Raw genomic sequence first — 25,766 nt, 5'->3', positions numbered from 1 at the left:
TGGGGGGGTTAGTTTCTTGCTGCTGGGAGAGGAATTTAATTAAGTCGGCTTGGAGTGATGCGAGGGGTGGCGCGTCGCGGAGACTTCGCCAGATGATGCGATCGAATTCGTGTTGAATTTGTGGGATTAGTTGGAGTGTTAGGGCGGTTTTGCCAATACCGGATAAGCCGTATATGGTGATGAGGCGGGTACGGCTTAAAATCCAGTTTTCGAGGGTGGTGAGTTCGGATGTGCGGTTATAGAATAGGTTGGGTTCTGGTGCGTCGCCTAAGTCTTGACGAACTTTTGGTTTAGTATTGCTACAAGTTTCCTGATTTTGCTTTTCTAAATTTGCTGTTTCTAAGAATTGAAGATAGTTTCCACAAACCAGGGCTATTTCATTCTCTTGTAGGGGCGGTGCCTCCGTGCCCGCCCGATCTCTCAAACACATACAAAATGTAGACAAAGAGGGTCGGGACTGGGACAGGATTCCTACAAAATTATCGTTTTCTTGAGAATGAAACAGCTCTGTTCCACAAACACTGAAGTTATCAATTTGTGCATAATAGTTGCCAATTTTTGATTCAAATATGGATAATTGCAATCTTTCCACTGTATATCCAAAGTTAGATTGATTGATATCTTCACCTAATGTCTCTGATAGAAGTTTCCATAATTTTGCAGCGACTTTCTTGACATGAGCTTCACTACGGTAGCAGGTTTTGGCAATTTCCGGGTATTTCTGGCGTTGCCAAGTACCGCGCAATATACCTTCTTGTAGGTGATTGAGGTGTTTACCTGTCTTAGCGAATAGGATTTTGTCAGCTATTTTTAAGACTTCTTGAATGTCCATAGGTCGAGTCGAAGTTTGGGTTTTGCCTATTGCGATCCTACCTTATCCTACCGTTTGATACTTTAGCCACTAAATCCTACTTTATGCGACTGATATAAATCAGGATAGGTAAAAGAATGCCTACTAAATTCTATTGATTTGACTTGATTTCAGTATGTGTTTCACATATGCTAAGAAATCAGGACGAAATACATTTCAGGAATTTTTAAGAAGTCATGGCTAACATCGATATTGCAAATACCCCCAATGCACAAGGTACAGATGGTGATGATGTCATTCGTGATACTGATGGCAGCCGCAGAACGCTGGGCTTCGGGGGTAATGACAGGATCTTTGGCAGGGGTGGCAATGATGAACTGTTCGGGAATCAGGGCCGTGATACACTAAATGGTGAGGGCGGGTTTGATACCCTCTACGGTGGTAAAGATGCAGATACTCTTGACGGTGGACTTGACGATGACGTTTTGTTTGGGAATGCGGGCACTGATTCTCTTATTGGTGGACGCGGCAACGATCAAATGTTTGGGGGGCGTGATAACGACAGGCTATCGGGTGGCGACGGTGCGGACATTTTATCTGGAGATTTAGGTTTTGATGTTCTGAATGGAGGATCTGGACGAGACACGTTTATCCTTCAAGATGAAGTCGCTACTAATACAGTAGATATTTTTCAGGATTTCTTCCCTGGGGAAGACAAAATTGCACTTCCACAAGGTCTGACATTTGCTGACATCGAAGTCCTGACATTTGAAACTGCTGGGTTGAATCCACGTTTCGTGGAAAGGCAGTTTGAACCCTGGAATGCCTTTTGTGGCGTCTGCGCTGGTGCCGATCAAAATCTGGCTTTACGAGTTAAATCAACTAATCGAATTATTGGACTTTTGGATCGAAATCCAACTTCTGGTGTTCGTCTAACACCAACGAGCTTGACAGCAGCGGACTTTATCAGCAGTTGAGGATTCTGCTATGCTGGCCGGTAGCCTGTCGCTATCGACAATTGCGATGAATCACATTTTTTGATGATAGAGCGATCGCTTTTCAATTGAGAAATAACGAAAAGGCGATCGCCCTTACGTCCCAATTTGTCCAAAAGTGCGATCGCCCTTACATCCCAACTTGTCCAAAAGCGCGATCGCCTTTACTCAGGCAAAGTTAAAATAGTTGTAGCCTCAGCCAAGAGTTTACACTTGACTTTATTGTTTTCCCCCTCAATAAGACAATGAGCTGGATTATCCTGCAAGGGATCGTGGCGGATAATGAAACCTAAAGAACGGACATATCCTGCTACCAACACACCCACTTTTGTAGTGTCAGGATTTCTCGCACGAGCTAAAATTTCCTGGGGAGTTGTTAGCCTCGCTAACTCAACTGAGAGACTGTTATCAGGTTTTCCTCTAACCTGGAAAGCAACTGATTTTACAGTACCATCCTCATAGAGATGTACATTAGGAATTCGACGATAAAGAATATCATTGTCTGCAATTTCTTCTAGCATTATCTCATCCTGACTTATGCACTCAATAGCTGAGACACCACATTCAGGACTTCAGATAATGACACCTGGTTTTTCTCCTCAAATTTTCTCTCGTTTCCTTCTCCCTTAATTAGTAGATAGCTGAAATTCATATCAGGTTGAATTTCCACTTCTAGATTGCCATGTGGGCTTCGCCATTCCAGTTGTAGGCTACCATTAGCAATTGGTGCTGCATCATAGGGTAAAATTAGATCGCCAACTAAAGGCGAAAGAGAGTATTTGATATGAATAAGCAACTGACAGGCTTTTACAAAAGCAACGGGCGAAACGGGCAATGCACCATAAGAATCCCAATCAGGTTCTAGTTGGGCAAGTTGCGTCAAGCGCTCTAATATTGGATCTAAGGAAACATCAGTTAATGTTGCTTGAGACATGGCTTTTATAATAGTCATATTTTATATTATATCATATCGCTGCGTGCGGTTTTGGTTGAGAAGGGACAATTTTAGACAGAGGTTTCTTCTTTGACACGGGCAGAATAATATTTTTTCATCGATTCCTGAGAAATAATGGCATGACAAGATTCATCTCTCGGCAAATCCCCTCTCGCTTCCAGCCAAGGCATTTCACCGCAAATCATTCGTTCCAAAGTTTCATCATCATACTCAAAATATGCCTCAGCAACTTCTTCGATAAATTGCCCAATTTTTTGGGGAAGTTTCGGTTGTTCTATTTTCTCTGTAATTTGTGCCCAACTAAATTCGCGTTGATACTTCTCTAATAGATCGGGAATCACCGGCCCGTGAATCCAGGCTTGAAAATCTGCATCAAATAGCGGCTTGCCGTAAACTCCTAAATACCAAGCTTGAGCGTAATACAGGAGTTTTTGTAGCTTGTAGACGTTGATTGCTACATTAGTTTGCGCGGCTAACCAAAGGAAAGCATTTGCAATATCTCGATCGCTAAGTTTGTCCGAATTAGCTGGAACCGCAACAACTTTCAGTTGACCTTCGCCTATCTGTTCCAATAGTTCAGAAACCGACAAGTTAAATTCTCCGGCAATTTGCTCAACTCTTTGCCAGACTGGAGAACTTACAGTTATTTGATATTCAGTTGTGATTGAGGTAGCTTGAGTCATGGCAGTTCTGAGAGCTAACTTAAGTAATTGTAGCAAACAGTGCAGAATAATTACGTAAAGGCGATCGCCCTTACATCCCAAATTGTCCAAAAGTGCGATCGCGCCTCTTCCCCTGTACTTGCAAAAAAATTACATCCAAGATAAACTAGGAAATAGAAACTAAGCAACCTCTGATGCTGAAAGCAAAAATATAATGAAAACTAAAAGCTTCACAGTCATCATTTACAAAGAAGAAGATATGTACATTGCCGAATGTCCAGAAGTCGGCACAATTGACCAAGGCGAAACCATAGAACAAGCGATCGCTAATCTCAAAGAAGCTACAAGGCTCTATCTCGAAGAGTGTCCTTTACCCGACGAAATCAGTCCCAGGTTTGTAACTAGCATAGAGGTTAGCTATGCCTAGGTTGCCCAGAATATCAAGCCTAGAAGTAATTCGCGTACTAGAGCGTTTAGACTTTTATCAAGCCAGACAAACGGGTAGCCACGTTGTCCTTAAAAAGCCTCTTCCAGACGGAGAAATTGTTTGCGTTGTGCCACTCCACCGCGAGTTAAAAATTGGTACACTCAGCGGTGTTCTAAAGCAAGCAAAGGTCACACCTGATGAGTTTATAGCTAATTTATAAGTGAGAATAACCGGGTTTCCCAGTAGATGAGTTTTTGTAGCTTGTAGGGGTCGATCGCGAGCGTAATGAAATAACGATCGCCCTTACATCCCAATTTGTCAAAAAGTGCGATCGCCCCTCGCCTGTGTTTTTCAAAAAAGCCACGAAAATCCCAAGCCTTCGTGCCGTTTCGGTTGAGAATACACTATTTTAGACAGATTTAATCCATTCTTTTTTAAGCCTGATAACTCAAGTGCAAATCACCGACAATCGGTAATTCAAATACATTACTTTCTCGCAACCGCTTTGAGAAAAACATAACTTCCAGATTTTCAATTTCCTCCGTGTCAGGATTGAGACGAGCCACAATTCCATAGTCTAGTTCTTGCGATTCTTGCTCTGCATAAGGCGAACATTTATTGACGTACAAAATATCCCCAATAGCATCGTATTTAAAAGTTAATTTTTTTGCCATATTATCTCTCCTTGGGTAACATTTTTTGTTAAGTAAGCTGTCACGATCCAATAGCGCTGTGTGGGATCTGTATCATTCACAACAGCTACTACAACATACCTACCCTTGCGACCCTTACCAAACTGCTGTGAAAATAGAAGAGTATTGCCGAAACGTAAATCACATCGAACCTCATCTGGGTCAGCTAGAGTTTTAGCAATTCTTTCCTGATAAGATTGTAGCAAATCGGGATGTGTCTCGACAATATGTAGTTCTCGCTCTTCAGTGAGTTCAACCTCACTATCGAGATATGGACAGAAAAATTGTGTTGTCACATTCCTCCATTCTTGCCAGTCCTAGTTACCTAACTTTTAGATTACCATAATTACCTGATAACTTTAGCGATCGCCCTTACATCCCAAATTGTCAAAAAATGCGATTTAATGGCGATCGGATATAACCATCAACAACACGCCGATGGAGGAAACGGCACTGCCGTTTCCTAATTTATAGCTTACAAATTGCAGCTCATATCGCCCGATAGTTGACTGAAACGCGCGTTTTCTCGGTAGTCAACCGGACAGTCAATCACGCAGGGGACATCTTGAGCCAGCGCTTCCTTCAAGATAGGAATTAAATCCGTCGCAGATTCCACTCGATATCCTTTTAAACCCATACTTTCGGCAAACTTCACAAAGTCGGGATTGCCAAATTTCACGAAATCTGAATGACCAAATTGATCTTCCTGCTTCCATTCAATCAACCCGTAACCGCCGTCATTAAAGATCAGCGTCACAAAATTAGTACCGACTCGCAGCGCAGTTTCTAACTCTTGACAGTTCATCATAAAACCGCCGTCGCCCGTGACTGCTACTACTTTGCGATCGGGATAAACGAGTTTTGCCGCCACCGCGCCGGGAATCGCAATTCCCATCGCCGCAAATCCGTTGGAGATTAAACAGGTATTCGGGCGATCGCAGTGATAGTGCCGCGCAATCCACATTTTGTGAGCTCCCACATCAGAGATGACAATATCTTCCGGGCTCATTACTTGCCGCAAATCGTAAATAATTTTTTGTGGCTTGATCGGGAAACCGTCGTCTGCTGCATACTGTTCGTACCCAGCGCGAATATCCGCCCGCAATTGCTTCGCAAAAGGGTCTACTTTTTCCATGCGATCGGCACGCTGCAAAATTTCATTGAGGGAATCAGAAATATCCCCCACAACTTCTACAAGAGGAATATAACTGCTGTCAACTTCTGCAGGCAAAGCTCCAATGTGAATAATCGGAATTTTTCCGTCAGGATTCCATTTTTTCGGGGAATATTCAATTAAATCGTAGCCAACAGCAATCACTAAATCCGTTTCTTCAAAAGCACAGCTAATGTAATCCCGCTTTTGCAATCCCGTCGTCCAAAGTGCCAAAGGATGAGTGTAAGGAATTACACCTTTGCCCATAAAAGTATTAGCTACTGGAATATTTAATCGAGTAGCAAATTCTGTCAAAGTATCGCTAGCGTTAGCGCGGACTGCGCCGTTTCCTACTAACAGCAAAGGACTTTTCGCCTTAGAAATTGCTATGGCTGCTTTATTTAGGCTTTTGTAAGCGCCAAAAGTTTTTTCGCGGTTGTCTTTGGTGAGCGGCTCTCCTTCCACAGGCATTGCGGCGATGTTTTCGGGCAAGTCAATATGAACTGCTCCGGGCTTTTCGCTTTGAGCAACTTTAAAAGCTTTGCGGACGATTTCTGAGGTCGTGCTGGGGCGGACAATCTGAGCATTCCACTTAGTAACAGGCGCAAACATAGCCACCAAATCTAAATATTGGTGCGATTCTATGTGCATTCTGTCTGTACCGACTTGTCCGGTAATTGCTATTAGAGGAGCGCCGTCTAAGTTGGCATCAGCAACTCCTGTCATTAAGTTAGTTGCGCCGGGGCCCAAGGTGGACAAGCAAACGCCGGCTTTGCCTGTAAGGCGGCCGTAAACGTCGGCCATGAAGGCTGCGCCTTGTTCGTGGCGAGTAGTAATAAATTGAATTGAAGAGTTTCTTAGGGCTTCTAAAACTTCTAAATTTTCTTCTCCAGGAAGTCCGAATACGTATTCTACGCCTTCGTTTTCTAAACATTGGACAAGTAGTTGAGCTGTGTTCATTTCGGTTTTTTCCTGTTTAAATGGAGCGGTATTATTTGACAAATACTTCGTCAAGTCCTAGATTAATTTTAACCGCTGATGAACGCGGATTGACGCAGATTAATTGATGTTTTGACGAAAACTCGATCAAATTTTGTTTATTTTACCCACACTGTTTTGATGTTGACAAATTCGTGAATTCCTTGGATGCTCAATTCGCGTCCGTAACCGGAGCGTTTGATGCCGCCGAAGGGCAGTCTGGGGTCTGATTTGACTAAGCCGTTAATGAATACTGCGCCGGCTTCTAGTTCGGAAATAAACCGATCGCTCTCTGTTCTTACTGTAGTCCAAGCTGCGGCACCCAAGCCAAAGGATGTGCTGTTAGCTAGGGCGATCGCCTCATCGATGCCTGCAACCCGGAATACTAAGGCTACCGGGCCGAAAAACTCTTCTTGACGGGCCTCCGCATCCGCAGGAATATCTGACAGGATAGTTGGTAAGTAGAAATTGCCGGCATTCTCTGACAGCGGGCGGCCGCCTGTGAGAAGTTTGGCCCCCGATTTGATACAGGTTTGCACTTGACTGTCCAATTCTTTGAGGATTGCTGGGGTAGCCAAAGGGCCGATATCGGTTTCGGGCAACATCGGATCGCCTACTTTTAATTGCTCGAATTCTTGGACAAATTTTTGGATGAATTCGTCGGCGATTTCTTCTGCTAAAATAAAGCGTTTGGCGGCTATGCAAGATTGACCGTTGTTAAGCATTCGCGCGGTGACAGCAGTTGATAAAGCTGCTGCTAAATCGGCGCTGGACATTACAATAAATGGGTCGCTTCCTCCCAATTCCAACACTACTTTTTTGAGATTTTTGCCGGCATTTGCTGCCAAACTTTCCCCGGCGGGTTCGCTACCGGTGAGAGTTGCTGCTTTTACGCGATCGTCCGCAACTATCTTAGCTACTTTGTCGGCTCCCACTAACAAAGTTTGAAAAACTCCTTCGGGAAAGCCAGCTTCCGCGAAAATTTCTTCAATTTTCAAAGCGCACTGCGGCACGTTGGAAGCGTGTTTGAGCAAGCCGACATTGCCCGCCATCAGCGCCGGTGCGGCAAACCGAAAAACTTGCCAAAATGGGAAATTCCAGGGCATGACGGCTAAAATAGCGCCCAGCGGTTGGTAGCGGACAAAGCTACTGCTAGCGTCGGTGTTTGCGGGTACGTCTGCCATAAATTGAGCAGCATTTTTAGCGTAATAGCGGCAAACTAAGGCGCATTTTTCGATTTCGCCGATCGCCCCTTTGAGCGTTTTTCCCATTTCCACCGTCATCATTTCGGCGTAAATTTCGCGATCGCGCTCCAAGATATCCGCCGCTTTCTGCATCCACATTGCTCGCTGCTCGAAGGGCAGGTGGCGGTATTTATTAAAAGCTTGCTGTGCTAATTCTAGCTTAGCTTCAATTGCCTCATCCGTTATCTCCTCAAAAGTTGAGAGCGTTTCTCCCGTTGCCGGGTTGATAGTAGCAATAGCCATTGTTTCATCTCCTTTTCAAAAAACACAAAACTCCCTGATAGTTTTCAAACTAGCTGGGAGTTGTTGTATAGATGTATTACAAAATTGGAATTTGCCAGCCATACTTTTAGGTCTTCCTAACTTGCAACTCCCGATATTTGTTTAAATGTCTCAATTTTCAATTATACGGCAGGGGAGCGATCGCAAATCTTAAGAAATTTTGTTGTTAAAGTTTATGTTCGCCGTCATTCGATTTTAGATTTTAGATTTTAGATTTTAGATTGACTGCACTTTCTACTCTTTACAAAGCAGATAAGCTGACTCGTCTACTCGTTACCGGGCTATCAGCCTGCAGGCGCGGTTTTAACCGCCGTCTCATCTCGCTCCCAGGCTGATAGCCCGGGAACCAGTTACTTTACCTGCGGCAACCTGGTTGAAACCGCCGTCTCATCAAGTTGGAGTCTGTCAACCTGGTTGAAACCGCCGCCTGCACCTGTCAAACAGACATCTTGCACCATTCTCAAGAACGGGCTCTTCGGCCCGTTCCACAAAGAGTGAATTTCTTGTGGGATGGGCAGGAGAGCCCGTCCATAAAAGGCTTCCACACGAATGGTACAACATCTGGGTTAAACAGACTTTTCCTCGATATAATGCTGCACGTAAGACTGATAGTAATACCTGCTGCCTTTATCGTTGTTCGCCACCATTCCCAACAGCGGAATCCCTGCCATTTTCAAATCTTCAAAAGCCAACAGCAGCGCCTCCCGCTCAGTTTGATGCAGCCCCACTACCAGCATCAATCCGTTAGTGTGAGCCGCCAACAAATTCGCATCCGCCAAACCCAAAAGCGGTGCAGTATCGTAAATAACTAAGTCAAAACGACTTGACACAGCCGCCATTAAATGCTGCATTTTGCGCGAAGAAAGCACTTTCGTCGGATCGGCAGGAATCGGCCCGGATGTTAACACAAATAGGTTTTCATCGCGGGGCGATCGCACGATCGCCTCTGCCAAATCCAAATCCTCAGCAATCGCATTGTGCAAGCCTTGCCAATTCGGCAAACCCAGCATTTCGTGCACCTGCGGCCGCCGCAAATCCGCATCCACCAACAGCACTTGCTGGCCCATTGCAGCCGCCGCCCGCGCCAGATTTACTGCCACAGTAGACTTGCCATCAGCTACTTGACAAGACGTAATTACAAAAGAATTGATCGGATTATCAACGTTGAGAAACCGAATATTAGCATTGAGCGATCGAAAAGCCTCTTGAAAAGCATCCGTCGGCAGCGGCGAACTTTCCGCACCCACAGAATTTGTCTCCGCAGGCGGCAGTCTCAAAATTTTATCGCTAGCAGGAATTATCCCCAACAAAGGCAGGTGAATCGAATGTTTGACATCCTCCGGAGTCTCGAACACCGTTTTATTATTAAACCGTTCCGCCAACTGCGCCGCCAGCATACCAAAAACCAAACCAGCCAATCCCCCCAAAGCCAAATTCAAAGGCATAATCGGAGCAACAGCCATCAACTCGCCATTTCTATAGCGCGGAATTTCCGGCTTCGCAATCACCTCCCAAGCCACCTCTTTTTGACCCACAGCTTCTAGCTGCAAAGCTTGCTGTTTCGCCAGCAAACTATTCAGCGTATTATTAGTCAACTCCGCCTCCCGCTGCAAATCCGAATAGCGGCGCAAAATCACCGGAAATCCTTGAGAATATTGATTCAACTCCTTAGCAGCTTGTTCCAAAACCACATTTCGCACCCCCAGCACCTGAATCAAATTAGCAGTACCGATAAACTGCTCGATCAACTTAATCCGCACCGGATCTTGAAAAGCCAGCACCTGCGAATTCACCTTAGCCAAATCAGTTCCCAGAACTTGTTGAGCTTCTCTCTTCAACAAAGGAATCAGATTCTTGTGCTGTTCTCGCAACAATTGCATTTGCGGAGTTTGGTCTGTATATGTAGCCGAGTTAATCGCAATTTGCCCTTCCAATTGCTGCAATTGAGTCAGCATTCCTTGATAGCGGGGAGCTTGACTCAAAGCCGAAGCCATCAGCGCTTGTCTCTGGTTCAATCCGAGCTGATTTTGCAAATTGGCATAGAGCAATCTCTGCTGGTTGAACTGTGTTTGCGCGTCCAATCGCTGCGCTTGAATTTGACTGATTTGTTGCGCTAATTGTTGGCTTTGAATTTGCGGATCGATGAAATTGTACTGCTGGCGCAACTTTTGAATTTCGGTTTGCAGAAGTTGTTGGCGCTTTTTTTGGTTGGGAATTTGCGATTTCACAAAATCCAGACTCTGGTTAATTTGTGTTCTGGTATCTTGCACGCTGTAGTTGCGGAAACCAACGGCAACTTTTTCCAAAACAAAACTGATTTTTTTCGGATCGTAATCCTGATATCTAACTTCGATAATTTTGGTATTTTTGAACCGATTGATTGACAGCCTGGTTTCCTGAGAAAACGGCAAATTATTTACTTTTTGGTTGAAAAGGTAGTTGTAATTTATTTCGGGATATTTAGCCTGCAATTGTTTAATAATTGGCGTCATAACTTGCGGGCTTTGCAAAACTTGAATTTGCGATTCGTAGTCAAAACCAGGATTTTCCGCACTTCCGGGACTCGCTGGTTGCACTTTCAGTTCGCCGGAATAGATTTTTGCTAAAGTTTTTTGCGTAATAGGGGCTTCTACTAATAATTGAAACCGCCCTTCGTACTCGCTTTTTTGAGTCAGCGTCCAGGCAAAAACCCCTGTTGTCACTGCCACTGCTACGCCGACGATTAAGAGAGAACGGCTGCGGCAAACTTCCCAAAAACTTAACTCTTCTTCCTCGGTGTTTTCCCTCTCTACAAATTGATTGTCTTGATAAACTGCTGTTGATATTTGTTGCCGATCCAAAAGTTTTCTATTGTTATTAAACTGTGTTATTTGAGACTTTTTCCCTGGTTTCATTTGATTTCTACAACTTATTAGTTTAAACGTCTGCAAGGCTGGAGTCGTTTCATTAACCGGGTTTCTGACTAGATATCTAGTTACCAAACTAAAAATTTTTCTAGAAACCTGGTTTTTGAAGCCCTAGCGCTAGTCTATTCAAATCACCGAAAAATATTGAACAACCGGAATATTCCCAACAGCGGACTCAAAGGAGCGAGAGTCCCGCCTACATTATCCGAGAAGGTAGCGCGGCCCGATCGCCTTACCATAATTACATCATTATTTTGCAGTTTGGGATTAGTTTCCTCATTGGCTGTTGCGGAAAAATTCACCTTAACACTTAGCCGAGAAATAGTACCGTTAGGATTCAGGCGAATTAAATCTACAGAATCCATTTCGGCGCGCGATTTATTAAAACCTCCGGCTGCTACCAGCGCTTGATTTAAAGAAGTGTTGGGCACCATCGCAAACGATCCGGGTTTCACGACTTCTCCCACAATGCTCACCTTAATCGTATCCGGTGAAAAAGTAGAATTAGCAACTTGTGCGCCTTCGACTGCATCAAGATTTTCGGCTTTGGGAACTATTACCGTATCTCCCTGTTGCAGCGCTAAATCTTGGGATACATCTCCCCCTTCCAAAAGTTGCCACAAATTCACATTGATAATTTGTTCCGTACCCGCGCGAGTCAGGCGGCGAACTTGTATTTGTCTGATATCAGCTACGGGAGTAATGCCGCCAGCCATTTTAATCGCCTTAGTTACTGTTTGCTGCAAAGCAGTTTCCCCGCCGGCAGTTTCGCTGGTAGCAAACAAACCAGAATTTGCACCAATTTCATTTTCTTGCGTTCTACTTTGAACATCTTTTGCCAAAGTATAAGTACCGGGGCGAGTTACTTCGCCCACCACAGCAATATTAATTGGTTGAGTGCTTTGTCCGGTAATGTTAGCTACTGCTAAAGTCGGTGCTTCTTGGCGGTTGAGGCTAGTGACTGTGGGAATAAAGATAGTATCGCCGTCGCGCAAAGTCAGATCCGCGCGCAAATCGCCGTTTTGCAATAATTCCCACAAATCCACACTAATAATTTGTTCCGGTGCGTTGCGCTGGGGGCGGCGGATTTTGATTTGCCGCACGTCTGCTGATTGGGTAATTCCTCCCGCCATTCGCAGCGCCCGCGATATTGTGGGCATTTGAGTTCCAATTTGCTCTGACGTGCCTCCAGGGCCTGCTGCTGCCGATATTGTATAGGCTCCGGGGCGGTTGATTTCGCCCGCGATCGCAATTTGCAAAGGACGCGCCGCCAGCAGTTTCAGCGTCACCCAAGGACGTTTGAGATATTTGCCGTATCGCTCCTTGACAGCATTAGAAGCTTGTTCTAGGGTCATTCCGGCCACGGAAAGGCTACCAATTAACGGCAAACTCAGGGAACCGTCGGCCTGTATTTGGTGTTGACCGTTGGGGCCGCTGTATTCCGGGACGTTGAAGATGTCGATTTGAATGCGATCGCCCGCACCCAAAGTGTAAACTTCCGATCGTACACTTGCAGGAACACTTGCAGGAACACTTGCCGGAAATCCCGGCGCTGCGGGTACGGGTACGGGCTCGCCAGAAGCAGGAGGAGGAGGAGGAGGCACAAACTGAGCAGCCGCCGGAGACGAACCCACAGCCGCGATCGCTGACAATGTTAAACTTTGGACAATCAAATTTTTGACAGTATTGAGTTGTGAACAGTTTTTCACCACCATTGCTTTTTGCCCCTATCCTCTTCCTACCCCGCCAACATCAAATGTAACCTAACTGTTCTAACTTGCTCAGAACTTTTTTAACACTCTCTCCTACACTTTCTTGCTCTGTGTAACAAATTATCTCAGGATTGAGCGGTTCTTCATAAGGATCGTCAATGCCGGTAAAACCCTTAATTTCTCCAGCTCTCGCCTTAGCGTACAGCCCCTTGACATCGCGATTTTCGCACACTGCTAACGGCGCTTTGACGTACACCTCAACAAAATTTGGCTCCATCGCTCTAATTTCGTCGCGAACTGCTTTGTAGGGGCTAATAGCTGCGGTCATTGCGGCAACTCCATTGCGGCTCAGCAGGTGAGCGACAAATCCAATCCGCCGAATATTAGTATCCCGGTCTTCTTGGCTAAATCCCAAACCTTTTGATAAGTTGGTGCGAACGACATCTCCATCCAAGATTTCCACTTTGCAGCCTCGACGCTTCAATTCTGGTTCGAGAGCTTCGCTGATAGTTGTTTTGCCGGAACCGCTCAGGCCGGTGAACCACAAAATAAAACCTTTTTCCATTTTTAATTGCTTGGTTAGTAGTAAATAGTGGGGAAATAGTGGGATTTATTATTTTAATCTTTTGGTTCCCATTTTCTGATTGTTTTTGATTTGAGATGCGCTCTGATTTTCGGATTTTTATTAACCGCAGAGGACGCAGAGGACGCAGAGGAAGAGGTCAGAGGGAAGAGGAAAAATAGGTGGTCTTAAAATCCGTTGTACAATTTTTACGATCGCCTGTCGGCTGCGAGCCGTCTTTTCGCAAAAAACCCGGTTTCTGGCCCCATGCGTAACTAAAATCTAAAATCTTCATGTCCTCTCTCTTAAAAGCAGATGTTTTGGTAGTCGGCGGCGGCACCGGCGGCACTGCAGCAGCCGTGCAAGCAGCCCGCCGCGGTGCCAAAACTATTTTAGTCAGCGAATTCCCTTGGCTGGGAGGAATGCTGACTTCGGCTGGCGTTTGTGCGCCGGATGGTAACGAATTAGCAGCTTTTCAAACTGGTTTGTGGGGTGCCTTTCTCCGGGAACTTCAGCAGCGTCAGCCGGGAGGTTTGGATTGGGGCTGGGTCAGTTTTTTTACTTGCGATCCCCGCGTCGGTGCGGAAATTTTTGCTGATTGGGTTAAGTGTTTGCCGAACTTGCAGTGGATTTCTGGACAAATAGCTCGCGATGTGATTTGCGAAGGTAACAGAATTTCTGGGGTTCGGTTTGCAGATGTTACTGTGTTGGCCAAAATCACTTTGGATGCGACGGAATTGGGAGATTTATTGGCTTTGGCGGAAGTCGGGCACCGCTGGGGTTGGGAATTTCAAGCTGAGTGGGGAGAACCCAGCGCGCCGATCGCCCCTAACGATCTCACACAAAGGTATTCGGTGCAAGCTCCGACTTGGGTGGTTGTGATGCAGGATTTTGGTGAAGGCGCAGCAGCACCAGAAATTCCCGCGCCTCCGGTGGACAATCCCGATCGATTTATCGGCGCTTGGAAAGATTACACTCCCGAACAATTTCTCAACTACGGCAGGCTTCCGGGGGGATTTTTGATGATTAATTGGCCGATTTGTGGTAATGATTACGGTGAAGGGGTCGATCGACTAATTGAATCAACAGCATCTCGACAAGAATTCCTCCAAGAAAGTCTCTGGCACAGTCAAAGTTTCGCGCGCTTCATTCAAACTCAACTCGGCCGCCGCTACGGGTTAGCACAGAATATTTTCCCTATTTCTACGATCGAAAATCCACAAAATTCCTCGCTTCTGGGTTCTTTCGCCTTGCATCCTTACTACCGAGAAAGCCGCCGTTTGCGGGGACTCAGTACAGTCACAGAACAAGATATTTTGCCTGTTGTGGGTGGAAGAGTTGCGAAATTGCCGATAAATTCTCAGGGAATTTGCGAGACAATTGCGATCGGCAACTACGCCAACGATCACCACTATCCGTGCGGCGACATTCCTTTGCAGCCCAAATCCATCCGCTGGGGCGGCCGCTGGACTGGCACTCCCTTCACAATTCCCTACAGCGCCCTAATTCCTGCGAGTGCAGACGGATTGCTGGTTTGCGAAAAAAATATTTCCGTTTCTCACATCGCCAACGGTGCAACTCGCTTGCAGCCGCTGGTGATGAATATCGGACAGGCGGCGGGGATGGCGGCGGCTTTGTGCGCGGAAGCTGGATGTGGGCCGCGCGATTTGTCGGTGAGGGTTTTGCAGGAAGCTTTGCTGCAAGATTCCGAGGCGAGGGCGGCGGTTGTTCCTTTATTTAATTTGACACCGGATCGATCGGATTGGCTCGATCGCCAGCGCTATTATCTCGATCGACCTCAAGCATATCCCGCCAGCGGCGAATGTCCTTTTTCAGATCCAAAATCGCGACAAACCCGGTTTCTCAACGAAACTTCTGTATTTGAACCCAGAACCTTGACATCTGAACCCGGTTTCTGCCCAAACCCCAGCAGTCAGACAGCAAATACCTACAGCGAATTTTCGGGCATTTTCCGCCGAAAAGGCCCGCAAGACTGGACGCTAACCCTGACAAGTCCCGCATCCTTGGCCGGTCAAACTTGGCAACTCGTGACTTTGGACTGGGAAACCGACAGCTTTTTAGACAGTTGCGAAACCGAAAAGCTTATAACAGTGTGGGGTATGCCCAATCAAGCCGGTGTTTGGCTGCGAGCGCTATCTGTAGCATTCAAAAAGTAAAGTTTTTTGCAAAGTTCCGAAATTGCCAGAAATCTATCCTGATCGATCGGGCAAAGTCCGTATCAGGTAATAGACACTGACACGGATACTACCCATGCAAACCTACACCGCAATTGCTTTACTTAGCCTGTTGGGCATTACCTTGAGTGCCAGCGCCGCTCGAGCTTTTGAATCTCCCGCCCCAATGCTCGAAACTGCTACCGCCCAATATATGTTGTCAGCGCAAACTCAACAAAAGGGCGAGCGCGGCCCAGAGAGAGGCAGCGGACGCAGAAGCTTTACCGAGCCTAACGTTACTCATGCACTGTAAGATTTCTCATCGCACTGTACCTCAGCGAATGCCGCAACTGAGTGGGTTCGCGCAGTTGATTCGATCTGATTTTCCGAGATTCTAGTTTTTCAGGTTAAACGGTAACTGCACTTTTTGTTGACAGTCTTTAGGAGATTCTTTTTGTGTGAGAAATGTTAGCATATAAATCTTGAACCGCCATCTAGCTAGAGATAGACTCTAAATACGTGGCGGTTTTGTTTTGAAAACGCTTTCCTCTGCCCCATCAGACCTTCGCCCGTTGTCGGAGCCACTTCAAATTCCTGCGATCGCAATACTTATTTACGTTTGCCGCCCCCAGGTGCGGTTGAATTTTCAACGGCTGTATTATAATTAACGTGCGATAACTAACTTAAATATAGGTAAACCTTGAGTGCAAAGGGTGCAACAACCTACTTAAATTCGCCAATAAGAATCACTTATTCGGTGTCGATCGCCTTGAAGCCAATGCCCCAGCGATCTCAGGGAAATTAACAGGCCTGAATATTAGGATAGCTGCCAAGCTTTCCGGCGACTGTCGGCTATGCTGGATTCGGCGCTCTCGCAATAATTTAGTGGAGGATTACAAGATGCCTCCTAGTTTTGCTATTTCGGGGATTGTGATGAAAAATGACTCTTTAGATCTGGTCAAAAGCCTCAGCCCTAGTGCAATGGATCAGATCATGCTATATCTGGCGTTCAGCGCCATGAGAACCAGCGGGCACAGGCACGGGGCGTTTCTAGACGCGGCCGCAACGGCGGCTAAATGTGCCATTTATATGACTTATATGGAGCAGGACAACAACCTGCGGATGACCGGACACTTGCATCACATTGAGCCTAAACGGGTGAAGGTGATTGTTGAGGAAGTCCGGGAAGCTCTGACTAAGGGAAAATTGCTGAAAATGTTGGGTTCCCAAGAACCTAGATATTTGATTCAGTTTCCCTATGTCTGGCTGGAACAGTATGCTTGGTTGCCGGGCCGCCCCCGCATTCCGGGAAATAGTTTGAATGCTGATGAAAAAAAATATCTCGAAGGCAAAATTCCTCCTAATCCGCCTGACGCTCAACTGATCAATTCTTTTCAGTTTATGGAGTTGATCGAGTTTCTGCACAGGCGATCGCAAGAAGATATGCACCCAGAAAGGCGAATGCCTTTGAGCGAAGCTCTAGCAGAACACATCAAGCGCCGCTTGATCTATTCCGGAACAGTTACTCGCATAGATTCTCCCTGGGGAATGCCGTTTTATGCCCTCACCCGCGCTACCTACTCTCCAGCAGAGCAAGAAGAGCGCACGTTTACGATGGTGGAGGATACGGCTAGATATTTCCGGCTGATGAAGGATTGGGCGGAAAAGCAACCGAAGGTGATGCGAGTTATGGAGACTTTGGACATCCCGCCGGAACGGCTCGACCAAGCTGTAGAAGAATTAGATGAGATTATTCGCAATTGGGCCGATCGCTATCACAAGCGAGGCGAACCAACTATGATTTTACAAATGGTTTTTGGGCCCAAAGATGATGATTAATGTCATTAGTCATTAGTCATTAGTCATTAGTCATTAGTCATTAGTCATTAGTTGGCAGTTAACAGTTAACAGTTAACAGTCAACAGTCAACAGTCAACAGCTAACAATTCAGTCATTAGTCATTAGTTGGCAGTTAACAGTTAACAGTTAACAGTCAACAGTCAACAGTCAACAGCTAACAATTCAGTCATTAGTCATTAGTTGGTAGTTAACAGTCAACAGTCAACAGTTAACAGTTAACAGTTAACAGTTAACAGTCAACAATTTAGTCATTAGTCGAAACTAATGATTAATGATTAATAACTAATAACTAATAGTGGAGGCAGAAACCGGGGTTTTTTCCGCAAATACTGGGTTGATCCCTTGAATTTGGGTAAAACCCCGGTTTTTTTAGTCGGCGACCTCCAAAATTCACTAAACTAAAAAAGCTTTCCAGACACAGGCAAAGACGATCGCACAAATCGCACCTATCAGCGTATTAAAAAAATTTACTACCTCATTTGTCAGCCATTCAAACTTCGATTGCACCGTCGCGCCAATCACGCTCTCAATGTTAGTAGCAATAAAAGCTGCGATAACACAAAAAACAATTCCTGTCAAGTCAATTACACCCGCAGCCCAACTCAAAAGCGCAATCAGGATCGAACCGACAATGCCCGCGATCGTTCCTTCCAGACTTACCGCCCCTTCAGTACCCCTAGGTACAGGCTGCAGCGTAGTAATCAAAAACGTATGCTTGCCGTAAGCTTTGCCGATTTCGCTAGCGCAGGTATCGGAAAGTTTGGTGCAAAAACTCGCCGCATAACCCAGCAACAACAGGGCAATAACATATTGTGGCACGGGCATCTTGCCCGTGCCTGCAAAAACATTGCCTGTGTCAGGGAAAATATTGCCTGTATCTCCTAAAATAGAGATTGCCAAAACTCCCACAGCACAAAAAGTAGCGGTTAAAGCCGAACCCCAGACATTTTCCGGGCCTCGCGCGCCCGATCGCTTTTCAGCAATCCCTTCTGCTTCTTTCTGGGCTTTACCGATGCGGGTAACTCCCGATCCCAGAAGAAAGTAAAACATCACCACCGCATAGCCCCGCCATCCCAAACAGCCCCAAATCAGGACGCCCAGCAGCCAGCCGTGAAATTGTCCGGCGGGTGTGAGCAATTTTTTGGGAGAAACGGAGGCGATCGCGAGTAAAAATGTATTAAGGGCGATCGCCACCAACCAAGGATTAGAAAAAGATAAATAATTAAAGAACAATTCAGAATTCTGCATTTAGTACCTCCATGAGCCAAATCTTATTTCATCTTGCCTTCCCCGTCACCAATATTGCCGAAACAAAAGCCTTCTACGTAGACGGGCTCGGCTGCACATTAGGTCGCGAATCCCCCAATTCTGCGATTTTGGGTTTGTGCGGCCATCAAATTGTCGCCCACGTCAGCCGCGAACCCTTGACACATCAGCGAGGCATCTATCCCCGGCATTTTGGATTAATTTTTACTTCCGAAGCCGACTGGGAAGGGTTGTTAGAAAAAGCACAGCAAAACAACTTGAATTTCTATCAAGAACCGAGAAGGCGATTTGTCGGTTTGCCTACCGAACACCGCACCTTCTTTTTGGAAGACCCTTTCCACAATATACTGGAATTCAAGTATTACTGCGAAGCCGAGGCAATTTTTGGGCGCAGCGAATACGCTGAAGTCGGCGATGCTGTTTGATATCTAGTCCGGTAGCGATTTGCCTTTTGTGGGGGCGGGTTTACGAGATTGTTGGTTTTAGGCAATTATTGTAGGTGAAACCCGCCCCTACAAAATTTGACATTAGAGCTCTTGCAAAAGTCCTTCTAATCAAATTTTGGGACGGGCTAGAAGCCCATCCCACAAGAAAAAAAGATTTCTGTGGGATGGCTTCTAGCCCGTCCTAATTATTTTGCAAGAAGTCTATTATACAAGAGTCAATCAAACGGTTAATCATGAACTTTCAAGGGTTCTGATAGTGCCTCGGCGACAGATTTTAAACTGCTGGAATGCCTCACCATCATCGCATGGGTAAAGACTGACAATTTTACTTCTTTTGCTGCTGACATTTGGGAACTAGCAGCAGGGAGAATTATGAAATCCCAATCTGTCCAAATCGAAGTAAAATTCAGCTTTTCCAGTAAGGCAGCATCTCGATTTAAATCTTTGAGAAAAGCACTGCCGGGACGCATTTGAACGCAGCCTTTTCCGCCGTTAGTGTAAGCTGCCCAAGTACCGTTGTGAGGGGAAGATATCGCAATAAAGCGCTGGACTCGGTTCATGCCTCCGAGTCGCTGGATGTAGTAGCGGCTGACGATGCCGCCCATGCTAAATCCTACTATGTCGATCGGCTGTTCTGGAGCGAAGGTTGCACAAACGTAGTCTGCAACTTGCTGCGCGAGTAATTCGAGACCGAGGCTGCCGTCGCTGGGGGTGAGATTGAGGCTGTAGACGCACCATCCGAGTTCGGTGAGGCGGGCGGACATTGTACTGAAAATAAGCTTTGTATCCCTCATCCCGTGAACCAGCAAGACTGGGTTGCGACTGAAGTTGCTATTCATTTTTAATTGGGAATTTTATTTTTTATCGGTGCTTTTAGTTCTTCAACTAATGCGTTAATACTTTTGCTGTCTGTCACCATTTGGCGGTGCAGCATTACGTTGATTTTAACTTCTTTACCTACTGGCATTTGGGAGCTGTTCGACGGTACAATCATGATGTCAAACGGTGTCCACATTGATGTGAAATTTATGTGTTTGAACTGCGTCACATCTTGATTCAAATCGCGCAGCAAGCCACTGTTGAGCCGCATATCCAGGTATCCTGGTAGGGACAGGAAATAGGCGGTGATGGTGCCGCTGTGAGGGGCCGATATGGTGATGAAACGCTGTACTCGGTTGATTCCTCCGAGTCGCTGGATGTAGTAGCGGCTGACGATGCCGCCCATGCTGTAGCCTACTATGTCTAAAGTCTGTTGTGGATCGAAGTTTTGAGAGATGTAGTCTGCTAGTTGTTTGGCTAGCGAGTCGAGGCCGACGCTGCCGTCGTTGGGCGTGAGGTTGAGGCTGTGGACGCACCATCCGAGTTCGGTGAGGCGGGCGGACATTTTGCTGAAAATAGCCTTTGTGTCCCAGATGCCGTGGATCAGGATGACGGGATTGCGATCGAGCGTGCTGTTCATTTTGCTGGAAAATTGCTTGCATATTAAAGCATAAACGACTCCCCTAGGGAGTTTGACCCCTAATAGGACAGCTAGCGAATCGGATCGATGTATCGCAGGCAAATAGGCAATATGTCATAAATTCTGAGATAATCGTAAACAAGTGCAAAGTAAAATTTGGGATTGCTGAGTGAAAATTACTAGAATGTCTGTGGTTTTAATCGAAAATTGTTAATTTTGATTAATAAATATAGACAAAGGTTGCCTAACCTCGTAGGCTAACCTTGTGGATAAGCTTGTACAAATTTCTCTAAAAGAACAAAAGGAGTAAGTCTAATGTTTGGTTTTATCAAAAATTTCTTCGGCGGTATTTTCGGCTTTTTTGGCAGACTGTTGGGCTTGAAAAAGTCTGAATATTTCATGGATTTAGGCGAATCTTCCGCGAAGGAACCCGCTAAGGTTGCACCTGCGAAGGAACCTGCGAAGGTAGAGGCTGCACCTGCGAAGGTAGAGGCTGCTGTTGCGAAGGTAGAGGATGCTGTTGCGAAGGTAGGGGATGCTGTTGCGGCCGCACCTGCAAAAGTTGAGGCTGTTATTTCAGGCAAGTCTGAACCGGCTAAGAAGGCTAAGGTAGAGAAAAAGTCTAAGAAGAAAGAAAAGGAACCAGTCGCTAGCGTTCCTGCTAAGACTTCGGAACCCGCGAAGGTTCCTGCTGCTGCAACTAACGGGAAAGTGCCGAGTCAAGCTGAACCCGATCGCACTTTTGCTCCTAATAATTTAATGCCGATACCAACTACCACTCGTCGCAGCCCTGGCCCTAGCATGAACAATTTCCGGGAAATGGCCCGTCAGGTGAAAATGAAGTAGAAGTTAGGGAATTGGTAATAGGGAATTGGGCATTGGATAGTTTCCAATCGGGCGGGTTAAAAGTTAAAAAATGGGATTCCTCATTTTTAATTTTTAACTCTTTTTTTATGCTTTATTTCCTTGGTTTCTGAGAAAGGCTAGGGCGCTGTATAGCTGGAAAGCGGGGTCCCAAGGAGTTTCGGATTTGCGATCGACCTCTACATGAGATTTGATTTTGCTCAACATATGCGTGTAATCGAGGACTGTCTCGGCAAACAGCGTAAATTCCGACCGCACTGTAACGTCAAGGTGGCGATCGAATATTTCCAGCAAGCGATTCCAGTTAATTCTGGTGGTACTTTGAGCTATTTGTGGGGATTTTTTGACTTTGGATGTTTGGTCTTTCTGGTTAGGTGAAGCTGGGATAGCTGCTGAAATTTTGGTGAAGTCAACACCTTGTTTAAATTGGTAACTTTGGTCGCAAATTCGCAGAATGCTGTTGCGACTGGGAAGGTGCAAGTCGCAGATTTGAGCGTAATCTTGGGTGATTTCTTTGTGGCGAAATTGGTCGGTTCTGCGGTTGGGCGAGTAGTCCATGATTTCCATGAACATCGGTAACAAACCTTCTACTCTTTGGCTAACTTCTGACCACTTGAATTCTATAGAACCGAGTCGATTTAGATGATCTTTGCAAACAACGGCTGGGGAAGAGAGAGATTGGAAGTGTTGCACTCGGAAGATTTGGATTTTTTGAATGTCGGCTAGGGTTGTCCAAAATACGGGAATTCCTGCTTTGAGGAGTTCTTGGCCGTATATTCGGAGTTGGCCGATGGGCCCGGTTTTGTACAGTCTCCAGCCGCGGCTTTGGAGTTGCATCCGGGTGGTGTAGGCGTCGATTTTGAAGATTCTGCTGATATTTTGGACGGCTGCGGGTTTGTCTTCGGGACTCACGGGTTCGAGGATCAGGAGTCCGGGTTCGAGGCTGCTGGGGTCGTTTTTGGCGGTTTCGATGGCTTGTTGGCGGAGGTTTTGTTGTGCGGTTTCAATGCGTTGAATGCCTTGGCGGGCTTGGGTGACGATTTTGGGGTTGGTGATGTCGCGGAGTATTAGTTTGTAGGTGGTTTGGGCTTTGTCGGGGTTGTTGGTGAGTTCGTAGTAGCGGCCGATGTAGTATTGCACCCAGGGGTTTTCGGGGGATTTTTTTTGCAGTTGTTTGATGAGTTGGGCTGCTTGTTTGTAGTTTTGGCTTTCTAGGGAGGCGACTATTTCTTGGATGTCTGTCATGGCGGTTGCGGGAATGGGGTTGTTTCTATCTTGGCTGATGTTTTGTTGCTTTGGCTAGTGGTTAATAGGTTTGGTTCCTGTGTGAATTTATAGATATGATGTGTAAGTATGACAATAATTGAAAAAATACGTGCCAAAATTGTACAAAATGATTTTGAGTTTTCACAACACGCAGTAAACCAAAGCATAGTTCGCGGTATCAGCGTACAAGAACTCCGGGAAGCAATAATGGCTGGTGAAGTTATCGAAGATTATCCCAAGGACAAATATGGCCCAAGCTGTTTGATTTTCGGCTTCACCATTGCCAATAGACCTTTGCACGTTCAGTGCAGTTATCCATCTCGTCTTTTGGTAAAAATCATTACTTTAGACCTTTTGCAAAAGTCAAATTTACCCCCTTAGTCCCCCCTTATTAAGGGGAGAAACAAGAATAATCTTGCTCCCTCCCCTTAATAAGGGGAGGGTTGGGGTGGGGTGCTTTGGATTTTTGCAAGAGTTCTTTTATACGAACCAGATAGGGAAATTTGGATGGATTTTAAGTTGAGGATAAATCAAAATGAACAATGACATTTCGCAAGAAACAATGGTGGAACAAAAGGTGACTTACACGCTTGAAATCAATGGTAAGTTTATTATTATTGAAAATGTTCCTGCTAGAGTGTGTTTGGAAACGGGAGAGCGATTTTTTTTGCCTGAGACTGTGGAACGGTTACAGAAGGTGATTTGGGAAGATAGAAAGCCTACTAGGGTGATTGAAACACCTGTTTTTGAGTTTGCTTAGCGGTTGGTTAAAGTTAAGTTAAAGTCGATTGGAGTTAACGCTTAATGTGTAGGTACCTTTGCTGGTGCGATCGCCACCTTGAACAACTACTTTATATGTGCCGTTACTTGGCAATTTTACATTCAATTCCGACCCTCCATAAGTTTGAAAATCACCTTTTTTTTCTGCAATTTTTTTGCCGCTCGGATCGATTAATGTTAAATAATGGTTGAGTCCTCTACTTGCGACTTGGATGGTGATGGGTTGACCAGCAATTCCTTTAAAGCTGTGTTCGCGGTACAAGCTGCCGTTGGGAAGGATGGAGTCGCCGTCTTTGAGGGTTCCCCGCTCCTGCAGTATGGAAAGAGGAGTTAGTTTTGGTCGATCGGGGTTGCTCAAATCTAAGCCATAATTTGTGGTTGTTGCACCTGGGCCGTTCCCTTCTCTGACTGCGATGATAAAGGCAGTTTTCTTGTTGGTATCTCGGACTATTTTATCAATAAATTGTCTTTGTATTTTTTCTGACTTTAAAACTTTTGGTTGGTTAAAATTGGGTTGTGAAATACAGAAAAGAACTGCTCCATCTTGATAGCGACCTGCGTAAAACCAATATTTTTGACCGTTAGCTGTGAACTCATTTTGATTGAATACAGTGAATTTGTCAAATTGTAGTTGCTGGTTTCGGCGGCAATCTTTATCAATATAGATTTCATTGGCTGATGGCTGTCGCTGGGCCGTTACAGATTGTATGCTGGCGGCGGCTAGGATTGCTGCGATGATGGTGATGATTGTGGGCGATCGCATTTTCATGAGTTTTCTTTATTTTTGGTAGGGATTTTTGCCAGATTACGAACAGGCTTCTATATACTCAACTTCAGGAAGTCTCCCTGAACGAAATCGAGTTACACGATTTTTGCTAGTCTCAAAAATAATCCGGTAGTTTTTGTCAGCCGCATCTTTAGGTACAAAAGTTAAATATTTGCCATTTTGAGGCGGGCCGCCAACATAAGGATGTGGAGTTATTTTAATTTGACCGGGATACAAACTAATAATTTGCTCTTGGGTATTCCCAATTTTAGCTCCTGCGATCGTGGTCGTGCGATCGTTGTTAATATCTACTCTGGCAATACGATCCTTTGCTACCATAAAGGAAATGCCTTTTGGCGCTCCTTGCGGGCGAACGTAGGAACACTGATATTCGTCCATACCACCACTCCCACTTTTAATAAATTTAATCCCAGCAGAGCGTGAGGCTTCATCAACGGTCATTCCTACTCGGATCGGTCCTATGCCATTAATTGCTAATTTCGATCGCTCTGTGAGTTGCACTTGAGCGCTGACTGATGTTACCCAAACCGCAAAAATGACAATTGTGCCAATTAGCATTGTGACAAACTTAGTTGAACTGTTTAACTTGCTCATCGATCGCTATTCCTCGTTTATCTCTGTAAATATTTCTCTAATTCCGCTGTGCGTTGTTTGGTAATTCGCTCCAAACATTCATTCAAAAAACCTCGATAACCCGTACCGCCGCGATTTTGATACACTTCAAATTCGCAGGTATTATCTCGCACTTTAATCCATCCTAGTTGTGCTTCCGCAAGTAACGCTTTCTCTTCCTTGCTCAACTTAGCAATCAATTGTTTGTAAACATCATTTAGTCGCTCGTCTGCGAGTTCATACCTCAACCGAATACAAGCTCTGACTTCCACATCTCCTTGCGGCCGATCGCAATTAATCTGTTGAGCAATGACAGATTGCCCCGATCGTGCGAAAATTGATGCTGTAGCTAAGATTGTCGCAAGTACGATCGCCCTTGTGGTCGATCGGCTTTTGGGCAAATTTATTTTCAATACCCTAAAACCCACGTATTTTACGATTTTTTATAACACAAGACAGATTTTATGCAATGAATTTAAAGATTATTTTTAGATTGGGCGAGGGTTGGCTCTGTCGGTGGGATTCCCAAAGTATGCTTGATAGCTGCATCTACTGCGGCCATATTTGACCAAATACCAATTTTGCGATCGATTTCAACTTCTAGAAGCGTCACCAGATTGTCTGTCATGATTACCGAGTCAGCCAACAATCGTGTTTGCTGGCCCTCCCTTGTGGCGAGGGAAACAAAAACCCGGCTTGGGTGTCCTAAACGAGCTAAATTGCTAGTAATCATTGCTGTAATGGTTTGTCCTAAACCAGTCCCCAAATTATCAGCTTGAACTATCAAAACTGGGCGGCGCTTCGCAGTACGCAAATCAGCATTGGGAAACAGCACCAGCGCTACATCACCGCGTTTATAAATCATCGTAAGCA

General features: G+C 45.5%; 29 protein-coding genes and 1 pseudogene. 10 read left to right on the top strand and 20 right to left on the bottom strand.

Annotated features, from left to right (window positions below; genetic code table 11):
* Positions 1 to 832, bottom strand: a pseudogene (locus tag WBA89_RS16130) (hypothetical protein); the annotation flags it as partial.
* Between the two features lie 215 nt (positions 833 to 1,047).
* Between WBA89_RS16130 and WBA89_RS16125 the strand changes: the two are divergent.
* Positions 1,048 to 1,788, top strand: coding sequence for a calcium-binding protein (locus WBA89_RS16125; protein ID WP_424408118.1), 741 nt, complete (start codon positions 1,048 to 1,050; stop codon positions 1,786 to 1,788).
* A gap of 182 nt (positions 1,789 to 1,970) precedes the next feature.
* Here the strand turns inward: WBA89_RS16125 and WBA89_RS16120 are convergent, their stop codons facing one another.
* Genes WBA89_RS16120 through WBA89_RS16110 form a run of 3 tightly spaced genes read right to left on the bottom strand, consistent with a single transcriptional unit; the run spans position 1,971 to position 3,534 of the window.
* Positions 1,971 to 2,327, bottom strand: coding sequence for a hypothetical protein (locus WBA89_RS16120; RefSeq protein WP_424408116.1), 357 nt, complete (start codon positions 2,325 to 2,327; stop codon positions 1,971 to 1,973).
* Between the two features lie 14 nt (positions 2,328 to 2,341).
* The gene (locus tag WBA89_RS16115) at positions 2,342 to 2,758 is read right to left on the bottom strand and encodes a hypothetical protein (RefSeq protein WP_424408114.1); all 417 of its coding nucleotides are present in this window, start codon (positions 2,756 to 2,758) and stop codon (positions 2,342 to 2,344) included.
* A 53-nt stretch (positions 2,759 to 2,811) separates the two neighbouring features.
* Complete coding sequence (locus WBA89_RS16110; RefSeq protein ID WP_424408112.1) at positions 2,812 to 3,534, bottom strand: Panacea domain-containing protein; 723 nt, start codon at positions 3,532 to 3,534, stop codon at positions 2,812 to 2,814.
* A gap of 103 nt (positions 3,535 to 3,637) precedes the next feature.
* Here WBA89_RS16110 and WBA89_RS16105 point away from each other — a divergent pair, with 103 nt between their 5' ends.
* Positions 3,638 to 3,850, top strand: a complete 213-nt coding sequence (locus tag WBA89_RS16105; RefSeq protein ID WP_424408110.1) for a type II toxin-antitoxin system HicB family antitoxin — start codon at positions 3,638 to 3,640, stop codon at positions 3,848 to 3,850.
* On the top strand, positions 3,843 to 4,070 hold the full coding sequence (locus tag WBA89_RS16100) for a type II toxin-antitoxin system HicA family toxin (RefSeq protein ID WP_015174173.1): 228 nt from the start codon (positions 3,843 to 3,845) through the stop codon (positions 4,068 to 4,070). Before WBA89_RS16105 ends, WBA89_RS16100 begins: the two co-directional genes overlap by 8 nt.
* A gap of 214 nt (positions 4,071 to 4,284) precedes the next feature.
* Here the strand turns inward: WBA89_RS16100 and WBA89_RS16095 are convergent, their stop codons facing one another.
* From WBA89_RS16095 to cysC, 8 genes are all read right to left on the bottom strand, one after another.
* Entirely contained in the window at positions 4,285 to 4,524 is a 240-nt protein-coding gene (locus WBA89_RS16095; protein ID WP_424408107.1) for a DUF2283 domain-containing protein, read from the bottom strand.
* Positions 4,509 to 4,838, bottom strand: a complete 330-nt coding sequence (locus tag WBA89_RS16090) for a hypothetical protein (protein WP_333425229.1) — start codon at positions 4,836 to 4,838, stop codon at positions 4,509 to 4,511. The genes WBA89_RS16095 and WBA89_RS16090 overlap by 16 nt, the downstream gene beginning before the upstream one ends.
* Before the next feature lie 179 nt (positions 4,839 to 5,017).
* Positions 5,018 to 6,655 (bottom strand): acetolactate synthase large subunit, encoded by a 1,638-nt coding sequence (locus WBA89_RS16085; RefSeq protein WP_424408105.1) that lies wholly within the window; start codon positions 6,653 to 6,655, stop codon positions 5,018 to 5,020.
* Positions 6,656 to 6,792: 137 nt separating this feature from the next.
* Entirely contained in the window at positions 6,793 to 8,160 is a 1,368-nt protein-coding gene (locus WBA89_RS16080; protein WP_424408102.1) for an NAD-dependent succinate-semialdehyde dehydrogenase, read from the bottom strand.
* 389 nt (positions 8,161 to 8,549) lie between these two features.
* Positions 8,550 to 8,744 carry a hypothetical protein gene (locus WBA89_RS16075; RefSeq protein WP_424408100.1) on the bottom strand — a complete coding sequence of 65 codons (195 nt, stop codon included), beginning with the start codon at positions 8,742 to 8,744 and terminating at the stop codon, positions 8,550 to 8,552.
* A 21-nt stretch (positions 8,745 to 8,765) separates the two neighbouring features.
* Positions 8,766 to 11,093, bottom strand: coding sequence for a GumC family protein (locus WBA89_RS16070; protein ID WP_424408098.1), 2,328 nt, complete (start codon positions 11,091 to 11,093; stop codon positions 8,766 to 8,768).
* Between the two features lie 143 nt (positions 11,094 to 11,236).
* Positions 11,237 to 12,820, bottom strand: a complete 1,584-nt coding sequence (locus tag WBA89_RS16065) for a polysaccharide biosynthesis/export family protein (RefSeq protein ID WP_424408096.1) — start codon at positions 12,818 to 12,820, stop codon at positions 11,237 to 11,239.
* A gap of 37 nt (positions 12,821 to 12,857) precedes the next feature.
* Positions 12,858 to 13,382 carry an adenylyl-sulfate kinase gene (gene cysC / locus WBA89_RS16060; protein WP_424408094.1) on the bottom strand — a complete coding sequence of 175 codons (525 nt, stop codon included), beginning with the start codon at positions 13,380 to 13,382 and terminating at the stop codon, positions 12,858 to 12,860.
* Between the two features lie 290 nt (positions 13,383 to 13,672).
* On the opposite strand from cysC, the gene WBA89_RS16055 reads away from it, so the two are divergent.
* From WBA89_RS16055 to hetR, 3 genes are all read left to right on the top strand, one after another.
* Positions 13,673 to 15,556 (top strand): FAD-dependent oxidoreductase, encoded by a 1,884-nt coding sequence (locus WBA89_RS16055; RefSeq protein WP_424408092.1) that lies wholly within the window; start codon positions 13,673 to 13,675, stop codon positions 15,554 to 15,556.
* A gap of 94 nt (positions 15,557 to 15,650) precedes the next feature.
* Positions 15,651 to 15,866, top strand: coding sequence for a heterocyst-inhibiting protein PatX (gene patX, locus WBA89_RS16050; RefSeq protein ID WP_424408090.1), 216 nt, complete (start codon positions 15,651 to 15,653; stop codon positions 15,864 to 15,866).
* A 620-nt stretch (positions 15,867 to 16,486) separates the two neighbouring features.
* A complete protein-coding gene (gene hetR, locus WBA89_RS16045) occupies positions 16,487 to 17,392 on the top strand; it encodes a heterocyst differentiation master regulator HetR (RefSeq protein WP_424408120.1) in 906 nt (301 codons plus the stop codon).
* A 414-nt stretch (positions 17,393 to 17,806) separates the two neighbouring features.
* Here hetR and WBA89_RS16040 read toward each other — a convergent pair whose 3' ends face one another.
* On the bottom strand, positions 17,807 to 18,661 hold the full coding sequence (locus WBA89_RS16040; RefSeq protein ID WP_424408088.1) for a DUF92 domain-containing protein: 855 nt from the start codon (positions 18,659 to 18,661) through the stop codon (positions 17,807 to 17,809).
* A gap of 11 nt (positions 18,662 to 18,672) precedes the next feature.
* Here WBA89_RS16040 and WBA89_RS16035 point away from each other — a divergent pair, with 11 nt between their 5' ends.
* Positions 18,673 to 19,104, top strand: a complete 432-nt coding sequence (locus WBA89_RS16035; protein WP_424408086.1) for a VOC family protein — start codon at positions 18,673 to 18,675, stop codon at positions 19,102 to 19,104.
* Between the two features lie 248 nt (positions 19,105 to 19,352).
* On the opposite strand, the gene WBA89_RS16030 is transcribed toward WBA89_RS16035, so the two are convergent.
* A complete protein-coding gene (locus tag WBA89_RS16030; RefSeq protein ID WP_424408084.1) occupies positions 19,353 to 19,964 on the bottom strand; it encodes an esterase/lipase family protein in 612 nt (203 codons plus the stop codon).
* A gap of 2 nt (positions 19,965 to 19,966) precedes the next feature.
* Positions 19,967 to 20,584, bottom strand: a complete 618-nt coding sequence (locus WBA89_RS16025; protein WP_424408082.1) for an esterase/lipase family protein — start codon at positions 20,582 to 20,584, stop codon at positions 19,967 to 19,969.
* Positions 20,585 to 20,899: 315 nt separating this feature from the next.
* On the opposite strand from WBA89_RS16025, the gene WBA89_RS16020 reads away from it, so the two are divergent.
* Positions 20,900 to 21,430, top strand: coding sequence for a hypothetical protein (locus WBA89_RS16020; protein WP_424408080.1), 531 nt, complete (start codon positions 20,900 to 20,902; stop codon positions 21,428 to 21,430).
* Between the two features lie 105 nt (positions 21,431 to 21,535).
* On the opposite strand, the gene WBA89_RS16015 is transcribed toward WBA89_RS16020, so the two are convergent.
* Positions 21,536 to 22,693: a tetratricopeptide repeat protein gene (locus tag WBA89_RS16015; RefSeq protein ID WP_424408078.1), complete on the bottom strand. Its 1,158-nt coding sequence runs from the start codon at positions 22,691 to 22,693 to the stop codon at positions 21,536 to 21,538.
* A 108-nt stretch (positions 22,694 to 22,801) separates the two neighbouring features.
* Here WBA89_RS16015 and WBA89_RS16010 point away from each other — a divergent pair, with 108 nt between their 5' ends.
* The gene (locus tag WBA89_RS16010; protein WP_424408076.1) at positions 22,802 to 23,095 is read left to right on the top strand and encodes a DUF4258 domain-containing protein; all 294 of its coding nucleotides are present in this window, start codon (positions 22,802 to 22,804) and stop codon (positions 23,093 to 23,095) included.
* Positions 23,096 to 23,249: 154 nt separating this feature from the next.
* On the top strand, positions 23,250 to 23,474 hold the full coding sequence (locus WBA89_RS16005) for a YgiT-type zinc finger protein (RefSeq protein WP_424408074.1): 225 nt from the start codon (positions 23,250 to 23,252) through the stop codon (positions 23,472 to 23,474).
* 18 nt (positions 23,475 to 23,492) lie between these two features.
* On the opposite strand, the gene WBA89_RS16000 is transcribed toward WBA89_RS16005, so the two are convergent.
* From WBA89_RS16000 to WBA89_RS15985, 4 genes are all read right to left on the bottom strand, one after another.
* Positions 23,493 to 24,257, bottom strand: coding sequence for a hypothetical protein (locus WBA89_RS16000; RefSeq protein ID WP_424408072.1), 765 nt, complete (start codon positions 24,255 to 24,257; stop codon positions 23,493 to 23,495).
* 42 nt (positions 24,258 to 24,299) lie between these two features.
* Positions 24,300 to 24,875, bottom strand: coding sequence for a hypothetical protein (locus WBA89_RS15995; RefSeq protein ID WP_424408070.1), 576 nt, complete (start codon positions 24,873 to 24,875; stop codon positions 24,300 to 24,302).
* A gap of 17 nt (positions 24,876 to 24,892) precedes the next feature.
* On the bottom strand, positions 24,893 to 25,306 hold the full coding sequence (locus tag WBA89_RS15990; protein WP_424408068.1) for a lysozyme inhibitor LprI family protein: 414 nt from the start codon (positions 25,304 to 25,306) through the stop codon (positions 24,893 to 24,895).
* A gap of 62 nt (positions 25,307 to 25,368) precedes the next feature.
* Positions 25,369 to 25,766: type II toxin-antitoxin system PemK/MazF family toxin (locus WBA89_RS15985; RefSeq protein WP_424408066.1), on the bottom strand; the 398-nt coding region annotated here is incomplete at its 5' end.

This window comes from Microcoleus sp., assembly GCF_049646505.1.
In the GTDB taxonomy this organism is placed as follows: Bacteria; Cyanobacteriota; Cyanobacteriia; order Cyanobacteriales; family Microcoleaceae; genus Microcoleus.
The sequence above is the reverse complement of the archived record's forward strand: the minus strand, read 5'-3'. Positions and strand labels throughout refer to the sequence as shown.

Excerpts from the sequence above, each read along its gene's own strand:
- WBA89_RS16125 (WP_424408118.1), top strand. The coding sequence starts at position 1,048 with ATGGCTAACATCGATATTGCAAATACCCCCAATGCACAAGGTACAGAT.
- WBA89_RS16120 (WP_424408116.1), bottom strand. The coding sequence starts at position 2,327 with ATGCTAGAAGAAATTGCAGACAATGATATTCTTTATCGTCGAATTCCT.
- WBA89_RS16115 (WP_424408114.1), bottom strand. The coding sequence starts at position 2,758 with ATGACTATTATAAAAGCCATGTCTCAAGCAACATTAACTGATGTTTCC.
- WBA89_RS16105 (WP_424408110.1), top strand. The coding sequence starts at position 3,638 with ATGAAAACTAAAAGCTTCACAGTCATCATTTACAAAGAAGAAGATATG.
- WBA89_RS16100 (WP_015174173.1), top strand. The coding sequence starts at position 3,843 with ATGCCTAGGTTGCCCAGAATATCAAGCCTAGAAGTAATTCGCGTACTA.
- WBA89_RS16095 (WP_424408107.1), bottom strand. The coding sequence starts at position 4,524 with ATGGCAAAAAAATTAACTTTTAAATACGATGCTATTGGGGATATTTTG.
- WBA89_RS16085 (WP_424408105.1), bottom strand. The coding sequence starts at position 6,655 with ATGAACACAGCTCAACTACTTGTCCAATGTTTAGAAAACGAAGGCGTA.
- WBA89_RS16080 (WP_424408102.1), bottom strand. The coding sequence starts at position 8,160 with ATGGCTATTGCTACTATCAACCCGGCAACGGGAGAAACGCTCTCAACT.
- WBA89_RS16070 (WP_424408098.1), bottom strand. The coding sequence starts at position 11,093 with ATGAAACCAGGGAAAAAGTCTCAAATAACACAGTTTAATAACAATAGA.
- WBA89_RS16065 (WP_424408096.1), bottom strand. The coding sequence starts at position 12,820 with ATGGTGGTGAAAAACTGTTCACAACTCAATACTGTCAAAAATTTGATT.
- cysC (WP_424408094.1), bottom strand. The coding sequence starts at position 13,382 with ATGGAAAAAGGTTTTATTTTGTGGTTCACCGGCCTGAGCGGTTCCGGC.
- WBA89_RS16055 (WP_424408092.1), top strand. The coding sequence starts at position 13,673 with ATGTCCTCTCTCTTAAAAGCAGATGTTTTGGTAGTCGGCGGCGGCACC.
- patX (WP_424408090.1), top strand. The coding sequence starts at position 15,651 with ATGCAAACCTACACCGCAATTGCTTTACTTAGCCTGTTGGGCATTACC.
- hetR (WP_424408120.1), top strand. The coding sequence starts at position 16,487 with ATGAAAAATGACTCTTTAGATCTGGTCAAAAGCCTCAGCCCTAGTGCA.
- WBA89_RS16040 (WP_424408088.1), bottom strand. The coding sequence starts at position 18,661 with ATGCAGAATTCTGAATTGTTCTTTAATTATTTATCTTTTTCTAATCCT.
- WBA89_RS16035 (WP_424408086.1), top strand. The coding sequence starts at position 18,673 with ATGAGCCAAATCTTATTTCATCTTGCCTTCCCCGTCACCAATATTGCC.
- WBA89_RS16030 (WP_424408084.1), bottom strand. The coding sequence starts at position 19,964 with ATGAATAGCAACTTCAGTCGCAACCCAGTCTTGCTGGTTCACGGGATG.
- WBA89_RS16025 (WP_424408082.1), bottom strand. The coding sequence starts at position 20,584 with ATGAACAGCACGCTCGATCGCAATCCCGTCATCCTGATCCACGGCATC.
- WBA89_RS16020 (WP_424408080.1), top strand. The coding sequence starts at position 20,900 with ATGTTTGGTTTTATCAAAAATTTCTTCGGCGGTATTTTCGGCTTTTTT.
- WBA89_RS16015 (WP_424408078.1), bottom strand. The coding sequence starts at position 22,693 with ATGACAGACATCCAAGAAATAGTCGCCTCCCTAGAAAGCCAAAACTAC.
- WBA89_RS16010 (WP_424408076.1), top strand. The coding sequence starts at position 22,802 with ATGACAATAATTGAAAAAATACGTGCCAAAATTGTACAAAATGATTTT.
- WBA89_RS16005 (WP_424408074.1), top strand. The coding sequence starts at position 23,250 with ATGAACAATGACATTTCGCAAGAAACAATGGTGGAACAAAAGGTGACT.
- WBA89_RS16000 (WP_424408072.1), bottom strand. The coding sequence starts at position 24,257 with ATGCGATCGCCCACAATCATCACCATCATCGCAGCAATCCTAGCCGCC.
- WBA89_RS15995 (WP_424408070.1), bottom strand. The coding sequence starts at position 24,875 with ATGAGCAAGTTAAACAGTTCAACTAAGTTTGTCACAATGCTAATTGGC.